Below are 7,607 nucleotides of genomic sequence, written 5' to 3'. Positions count from 1 at the left end.
GCGCCGACCGCCACCGCAATGCTGCACGCCGGGGTGCTGAAAAAATTCGGGCCCTACGGCCTGATCCGCGTCGCGCTGCCGCTGATGCCATACGGCGCGAGATCGTGGCTCAACGTTCTGGCGCTGCTTTGCCTTGGCAATATTCTCTACTGCGGCTTCGTCGCCATGCGGCAGAAAGACCTCAACCTGCTCGTCGGCAACTCCAGTGTGGCCCACATGGGTTTCGTGTTTCTGGGCATCGCGAGCCTTAACCTGATCGGCGTGACTGGCGCCGTGGTGGTGATGATCGCGCACGGTTTGCTGGTGGCTTTGACGTTCGGCCTGAGCGGCTATCTCCATCAACAGACGAAAACCCTGGACATGGTTCAACTGGGCGGATTGCTCCAGCGCCTCCCGTTCGTCGGCGCGGCGATGGTGATGGCGATGCTGGCCGGCTGCGGTTTGCCGGGTTTTGCAAATTTCGTCGGCGAAGTCATGGTGTTCTTCGGCGCATGGAGCCAGCCGTCGCTGCGCGTCATCATGGTGCCGGCGGTCTGGGGAGGGCTGATCATCGGCGCCGTGTATATGCTGCGCGCGGTGCGAAACATTCTGCACGGTCCCGTGGCGGAGAGATGTGAAATCATGACCGACGCGAACCCGTGGCGCAAAGTGCCGTTTGTCCTGTTGCTCACCGCGTTGATCCTGTTCGGTTTCTTCCCGAAGCTGCTGACCGAAAAAATCAGGCCCAGCGCTGCCCTGATCGTAAACATGGCCACCGGCGGCGATCAGAAAAGTCCGGGCGCTCCGCAGTCCAGTCCGGCGCTCGCACAGACTGCAACTTCCGATATGGCGAAATAATTACTTGAGTGGAGCGCGACGATCCCGTCGTGCCGAAGCGGCGGCGTGCCGGGGACAGTCCGCGCCGCGGGTAGATTGAAATTTGCGATGAACTATTCATTGACGATTTTGGAAACATCGGTGATCGCCCTCGGGCTTGCTTTGCTTTTGCTGGATTTGTGGACCCCGGCAGGACAGAAGCGCCAGCTTGGCTATGGGGCCGCCGCGGCGCTGGGGCTCATCTTTGCATTCAGCTTCACCAGCTTCGTGGATCCCGGCGCGCCAGCCACGGCATTCAACGGCATGTTTGTGCAGGACGGGCTGTCGCTCTTTTTCAAACGGTTTTTTCTCATCGCGACAATCATCGTGCTGATCCTGTCCGTCGAGTTCGCGGACCATTTTCCAGCGGGGATCTCGGAATACTACGCGCTGCTCCTCTTCGCGCTGTCGGGCATGATGTTCGCCGCATCGGCGAACGACTTCAGCCTGTTGTTCGTCTCGGTCGAACTCATCACGGTCACGTTTTACGTCCTCACGAGTTTTCAGCGCACCCGGCTGGCTTCGCTCGAGGCAGGCGTGAAATACCTGATCCTCGGCGCGTTGTCGTCGGCATTCCTCGTCTTCGGCATCGCGCTGGTCTGGGGAACCACAGGCAGTTTTAATTTCGCCGAAATCGCAAACTCATCGAGCCGGGAAACGGGCGCGGTTTTTAAACTTGGTTTGTTGCTCGTGTTGGTGGGGCTGGGATTCAAGATCGCCGCGTTCCCGATGCAACTATGGGCGCCGGACGTTTATCAGGGTTCGCCCACGCCGACGACCGCTTTCCTGGCGGTGGGCTCGAAGGCCGCGGGTTTTGTCCTGTTGCTGCGCGTGTTGTTCAGCGCCGTGCCGGACGTCACGGCGCACTGGACGGAGCTGCTGATTCTCATTTCCGCCGTGACGATTCTCTACGGAAACCTCTGCGCCATCCCGCAACGCAATCTCAAGCGCCTGCTCGGTTACTCCAGCATCGCCAACGCAGGGTACATGCTGCTCGGCGTCGCCTCGCTCACCCATGCCGGACAGTCCGCGGTGCTCTACTATCTCGCCGGCTATCTCTTTACCGTGCTCGCCGCGTTCATGGTGATTTGCCTGGTGACGCGCCAGGCCGGAAACGAAGACATCAGCGCCCTGGCGGGGTTGAATCAACGCTCCCCCTTGCTCGCCGCGACGATGACACTGGCGATGGTTTCGCTCGCGGGCATTCCGCCGATGGCCGGTTTCTTTGGAAAATTTCTGCTCTTGAAGGCGGCTGTTGAACAAGGCGCGTCGAACTCCGCTTACTACTGGCTTGCTGGCGCCGCCATCATCGGGGTCGTCATTTCACTCTACTACTACTTTGGCGTCGTGCGCGCGATCTACTGGTCGCAGGACACCACTGATCTGCCCGCGATTCAGATTTCCGCGCCGATCAAAGCGGTGCTCGTCGCCTGCATCGGAGGAATGTTTTACCTGGGCTTGTACCCGGGTCCCGCCCTGGATTCAACCACTCAGGCCGTGGCCACGCTCAAAGCGCCAAACGCGACCGCCAGCGCGGTCAACGGCGCGTCGGTTGTGCGGAAATAGTCCGGCCTGTTTGAAGGCTTCGCGCGTCAGACCACGCGCATCTGCACCGCGTCCACGATCTGCTCGCCGACGCCAATGGAACTGATGATGACAACCGTATTGCCTTTTTGCAGCATTCCTTTGGCGATGAGATTCTGAAGTGCGGGCTCGATGGTTTTTTCCGGATCGGCGTGGTTGAACGCCGCGATCAACGGCGTCACGCCCCAATTCAAGGCCAGGGTTCTGCCGACGGTCCAGTTCTCGCACACTGCGTAAATCTTCGAGTGGCGCGGGCGCATCCAGGCTGTGTAGCGGGCCATGTTGCCGCGAACTGTAAAAACGACAATGGCGTCGGCCTTCAACTCGTTGGCCATGACGACGGCGCTTTTGACCAGTTTTTGCCTCGGGCTGGCCAGCTCCGCCTGCTCGTAAAAGTTCGCCCCCCCGCTGCGCTCGATTCGCTGCGCGATGCGGTCGAAAACCTCGACGCACTTGACCGGGTACTTGCCGACGGTCGTTTCGCCGCTGAGCATGATGGCGTCGGCCTGCTCAAACACGGCATTCGCGACATCCGTGACCTCGGCACGCGTGGGCATGGGACTTTCTATCATGCTTTCGAGCATGTGCGTGGCGACGATGACCGGCTTGCCAACCCGCAGGCAGATTTTCACAATTTTGCGCTGGATGATCGGAAGTTCCTCGTAAGGCACCTCGATGCCCAGATCACCGCGCGCGACCATGACCGCATCCGCTTCGGCGACAATTTCACTGAGATTCCTGACCGCCTGCTGGTCTTCAATCTTGGCAATGATCAGCGGCCGGTGTGGTCCGCGCTCAATGATCGCCCTCAACTGCTGGATGTCTTTGGCCTCGCGAACGAACGAGAGCGCGATGTAATCGACGCCAGCCTGCAGACCCGCTTCAACGTCCGCCAGATCCTTCGCCGTCAGCGCGGGCAGACTGACCTTGACGCCCGGAAGGTTGATGTGCCGGCGGCTGCCCAGCGTGCCCTCCGTGAGCACTTCACACTCGACCTTGTTGCCTTCCTTGGCGAGCACCTTCATCTGAATCGCGCCGTTGTCCAGCAACACCACGTCACCGACGCTGATGTCTTTGACGAAGTTTTCGTAGTTCACGTCCACCGAATGGTGCTCCTCGCTCCGCTCGCCGCGGACCGTGAGGGTAAACTTTTGTCCGGGCTTGAGGTCGAGCTCGGCGGGCAGGTCGCCCGTGCGAATCGCCGGTCCCTGGGTGTCCATCATGATGCCGACAGCGGCGCAGTGTTCGGTGGCTGCGGCGCGGATGTCGCCCACTGCGCGGCGAACCCAGTGGTGGGTTGCGTGCGACATGTTGAGTCGAAAAATGTTCACGCCGGCGTCAATGAGCTGGCTGATCATTTCCGGCGAATCCGTGGCGGGGCCGAGCGTGGCGATGATTTTTGTTTTTCTCATGCAGCGAACCCTGTCGGCGTCAGGTTAAGAAAAACCACCCGAATTGAAAGGGTTTATTCAGGAGACAACCTTCGAAACCCTGCGCGGAGCGTCGAAATGAGCTTGATATTGCAGGCATCGGGCAGCATAAATCTCCTGCCGTTAACAACAAGAATTATGGCTGACATCGCGAACCGATACGCCGAAAACATCGCGGGCAAATACTACGTCGACAACCAGTGCATCGACTGCGATCTCTGCCGCGAAACCGCACCCAACAATTTCAAGCGGAACGACGACGGCGGCTATTCGTTTGTTTACCACCAACCGGAGTCACCGGAGGAAGAGGCGCAGTGCAAAGAAGCCAAGGAGGGTTGTCCTGTCGAAGCCATCGGTGACAATGGGCCTTAGCCAGCAACATTTTTGAGTCTCAAACCCGCGGACAATTCCGTTCGCGGGTTTTGCTTTTCCGGCAAAGGCCATCCAGGCACGGGCGCTCCGTTCATGTTTTGAGCAGCCGCCGCCGCAACAATTCGAGCGCCTGTTGCGACGTGACGTACTTGAACGTCTCGCGATCATAACGGTTGACCGGGTTCAACACGAATGTGTGATGACCGGCAGCCAGCGCCAGAAAAACGGTGCCCACCGGTTTGTCCGACGTACCACCACCCGGACCGGCGATGCCGGTCACTGCGAGCGCGTAATCCGCGCCCGTCTCACGGCGCGCGCCTTCTGCCATTTCCCGCGCCACGGTTTCGCTGACGGCGCCATGCGAGGCGAGCGTCTCCGGGCGGACGCCGAGAAATTTTTGCTTCGCCGCGTTGCTGTAGGTCACGAGTCCGGCGATCAATACCGCCGACGCGCCGGGAACGTTTGTGATTCGGTTGGCGATGTAGCCACCCGTGCAGGATTCAGCCAGCACGAGCGTTTGCTTTCGTGCGGCAAGCAACCCGACGATGATATCTTCAAGCTGGTCATCACCGGCACCAAAAATGTGATGGCCCAGAAGGGCACGGACGACTCGTTCAGCCTCTTCAACGGTTTTCCTTGCCTCCGCGCCGCGGGCGGCAAGACGCAGATCCACCTCGCCGGTGCGCGCGCAATAACCAATCTCCAGCCCGGCATCGGCCAGCGGTTGCAACGGGCCGGCAATTTTTTCCTCAACGACCGACTCACCCAGTCCGGAGGTTTTCAGCGTCCTGGAAACAAACCCGTTCTCCATGCGGAGCTTTTCTTTGATTAGCGGAAGGGCTTGCTCATTGAACATCGGACGCAACTCGCGCGGCGGTCCGGGGAGCATGACAAGCCAGCTTGTCCGGTGATCCGCGCGAAAGGGGTTGGGGCGAACCTCAACGACCATGCCGGGCGCGGTCCCGTGGGCGTTGGGCATCACAAGCGCGCCTTCCAAAACGAGCGCCTGCACGCGCGTCTTTGCGGGCATCGGACGCTTGCGGACGGCAAAGAAAGTTTCCACATTCGCCAGAACGGCGGCGTCCTCCCTCAGTTTTTTGCCAAGTAGCTCGGCGATCAGATCGCGCGTGATGTCATCCGAGGTCGGGCCCAGGCCGCCGGTGGTGATGACAAGATCGGCGCGTGATAACGCCTCCCGGACGGCCCCCAGCACATCACGACCAGCGTCGGCAACGGCCACCTGGCGCGTCACCACGTACCCGTGATCGGCAAGTCGGCGACAGATCCATTGCTGGTGCGTGTTCAAGACCTGGCCCAGCATCAATTCGCTTCCGGTATTGATGAGCTCGATGTTCACGGCGGGGAGAGTTTTGCCGGTGAAAGCGCGTGGTTGAAAGTTGAAACTTTGCCGCGATCGACCACTTCCACGGGGAAGCGTTCATCTGACCCGCAAAATGCCGCTTCCTTTGGCTGGTCCTTCATGCTTGAATTTGTTCGATGAACGTCAACCTTGGAATCTGGGACAAGCTGACGAAACTGATCATCTTTCTCGCCTTGCTGGCGCTCCTCATCATGATCGGATTCTGGTATCTGCCGCTCATTCAGCGCAACGAGCGGATGCGCAAGGAAAACGTGGCTTTGGACAACGAAATCAAGAAGGAGGAGGAAAATCAAAAACGGCTCAAAACCTCCATCGACGCCATGCGCGACCCCAGAACTATTGAAAGACTTGCAAGGGAAAGGCTCAGTTACGCCCGGACCGGAGAAACCATCATTCACTTCGAAGTGCCGCTCACCAACACCGTGCCCACAGCGCCGCAAAAATAAGGAAGCCGGCCGGGCCGGTTCGTTCCCTCAGACTGTCATGATTTCTTTTTCCTTGTGGGCGAGGTGTTCCTCGATTTTGGCGATGTATTGATCGGTCAGTTTCTGCACCTCTTTTTCGCCATGCTTCTCCTCGTCCTCGGTGATCCCGCCCTCTTTCGCCTCCTTCTTCAGATGCTCGATGGCGTCGCGCCGAACGTGGCGAATGGCCACGCGCCCGTCCTCGGCCATCTTCTTGACAACTTTTGTGAACTCCACCCGCCGTTCCTGACTCAACTCGGGCAGCACGATACGAATGAATTTCTTGTCGATCGCCGGGTTAAGGCCCAGGTTGCTTTTCTGGATGGCCTTCTCGATTGGATGAACCGTGGTCGCGTCCCACGGCTGAATCAGGATCATGCGCGGCTCGGGCGTCGTGATGCCGGCCAGCTCGCGGATGCGCATCTGCGAACCATAAACCTCCACCATGATGTTCTCGACCAGTCCGGGCGAAGCCTTGCCGGTGCGCACCCCCGCAAACTCGTGCTGCACGACCTGCTCGGTCTTCTGCATCTTGTCTTCGGCTTCGAGTAAAATATCGTCGGTTGGCATAGCAGAGAAACCGTAGCAAATCGGAACGCGGATGTATAGAGGAAGCCGTGTCGCGCACAATGCCGACTCCCGGTCCGGGTCTCGCCGGAAAAAGCGCACTTCCCCGAACTATCCGATAACCAGGGTCCCGACCTGTTCGCCCAGCACCACACGTTTCAAATTATGCGGTTTGAACAGGTCGAAGACGATGATCGGCATCTTGTTGTCCATGCAAAGGGAAAAGGCGGTCGAATCCATCACACCGAGTTGCTTGACCAGCGCTTCGCTGTAACTGATCTGGTCGTACCGTGTTGCCTTCGTATTCTTCTTCGGATCGCTGTCGTAAATCCCGTCCACTTTCGTGGCTTTCAGGACCACTTCCGCGCCGATCTCGTTCGCGCGCAGGGCGGCCGCTGTATCGGTGGAGAAATAGGGATTGCCCGTGCCACCGCCGAAAATGACCACCCGGCCCTTTTCCAGGTGCCGCACCGCGCGCCGGCGAATGAACGGCTCGGCCACTTGCGCCATGGTGATCGCGCTCTGGACGCGCGTCGGGACGCCATTCTTTTCAAGCGCGTCCTGCAGCGCGAGCGCGTTGATGATCGTCGCCAACATGCCCATGTAATCGCCGGTCGCCCGCTCAATCCCGCGTTCGCTGCCGCTCAATCCGCGAAAAATGTTTCCACCGCCGACGACTATGACGACTTCAACGCCGAGCTGGCGCACTTCGCCAATCTGCCGGGCCATGTCATGAATGGCCTCCGGGCAGATGCCGACGCCGGCTTCGCCGCCGAGCGCCTCGCCGCTCAGCTTGAGCAGGATGCGGCGATACTTCGGTTTGAGCGGCCCGGTCATTGAAGCGGATGAAAGCGTGAGAAACGTGAACGCATCATGGACCCCGGGTTGCTGGCTGGCGGCATAAATGCCGAGGTTGTACCAACCGTCGGCACGAGAGTCAAATCAAAGCCCCGC

The 7,607-nt window shown here is 59.6% G+C and carries 9 protein-coding genes; 4 read left to right on the top strand and 5 right to left on the bottom strand.

Annotated features, from left to right (window positions below; genetic code table 11):
• Both VN887_19090 and VN887_19085 read left to right on the top strand, forming a co-directional pair.
• Window positions 1-837: proton-conducting transporter membrane subunit (locus VN887_19090; GenBank protein ID HXT42122.1), on the top strand; the 837-nt coding region annotated here is incomplete at its 5' end.
• Window positions 838-924: 87 nt separating this feature from the next.
• Window positions 925-2,421, top strand: a complete 1,497-nt coding sequence (locus VN887_19085) for an NADH-quinone oxidoreductase subunit N (protein ID HXT42121.1) — start codon at window positions 925-927, stop codon at window positions 2,419-2,421.
• Between the two features lie 26 nt (window positions 2,422-2,447).
• Here VN887_19085 and pyk read toward each other — a convergent pair whose 3' ends face one another.
• The gene (gene pyk / locus VN887_19080; protein HXT42120.1) at window positions 2,448-3,851 is read right to left on the bottom strand and encodes a pyruvate kinase; all 1,404 of its coding nucleotides are present in this window, start codon (window positions 3,849-3,851) and stop codon (window positions 2,448-2,450) included.
• Between the two features lie 156 nt (window positions 3,852-4,007).
• On the opposite strand from pyk, the gene VN887_19075 reads away from it, so the two are divergent.
• A complete protein-coding gene (locus VN887_19075) occupies window positions 4,008-4,241 on the top strand; it encodes a ferredoxin (GenBank protein HXT42119.1) in 234 nt (77 codons plus the stop codon).
• Between the two features lie 91 nt (window positions 4,242-4,332).
• On the opposite strand, the gene VN887_19070 is transcribed toward VN887_19075, so the two are convergent.
• Together VN887_19070 and VN887_19065 are read right to left on the bottom strand one after the other, a co-directional pair.
• Window positions 4,333-5,598: a competence/damage-inducible protein A gene (locus VN887_19070; GenBank protein ID HXT42118.1), complete on the bottom strand. Its 1,266-nt coding sequence runs from the start codon at window positions 5,596-5,598 to the stop codon at window positions 4,333-4,335.
• Window positions 5,595-5,723, bottom strand: coding sequence for a hypothetical protein (locus VN887_19065; GenBank protein HXT42117.1), 129 nt, complete (start codon window positions 5,721-5,723; stop codon window positions 5,595-5,597). Before VN887_19065 ends, VN887_19070 begins: the two co-directional genes overlap by 4 nt.
• Before the next feature lie 15 nt (window positions 5,724-5,738).
• On the opposite strand from VN887_19065, the gene VN887_19060 reads away from it, so the two are divergent.
• Window positions 5,739-6,068 (top strand): septum formation initiator family protein, encoded by a 330-nt coding sequence (locus VN887_19060; protein ID HXT42116.1) that lies wholly within the window; start codon window positions 5,739-5,741, stop codon window positions 6,066-6,068.
• A gap of 27 nt (window positions 6,069-6,095) precedes the next feature.
• On the opposite strand, the gene frr is transcribed toward VN887_19060, so the two are convergent.
• Both frr and pyrH read right to left on the bottom strand, forming a co-directional pair.
• On the bottom strand, window positions 6,096-6,656 hold the full coding sequence (frr, locus tag VN887_19055; protein ID HXT42115.1) for a ribosome recycling factor: 561 nt from the start codon (window positions 6,654-6,656) through the stop codon (window positions 6,096-6,098).
• Between the two features lie 108 nt (window positions 6,657-6,764).
• On the bottom strand, window positions 6,765-7,490 hold the full coding sequence (pyrH, locus tag VN887_19050; GenBank protein HXT42114.1) for a UMP kinase: 726 nt from the start codon (window positions 7,488-7,490) through the stop codon (window positions 6,765-6,767).
• Window positions 7,491-7,607 lie beyond the last annotated feature (117 nt).

The sequence above is a fragment of the Candidatus Angelobacter sp. genome (assembly GCA_035607015.1).
Taxonomy (GTDB): domain Bacteria; phylum Verrucomicrobiota; class Verrucomicrobiia; order Limisphaerales; family AV2; genus AV2.
This window is presented reverse-complemented; position numbering and strand designations above follow the sequence as displayed.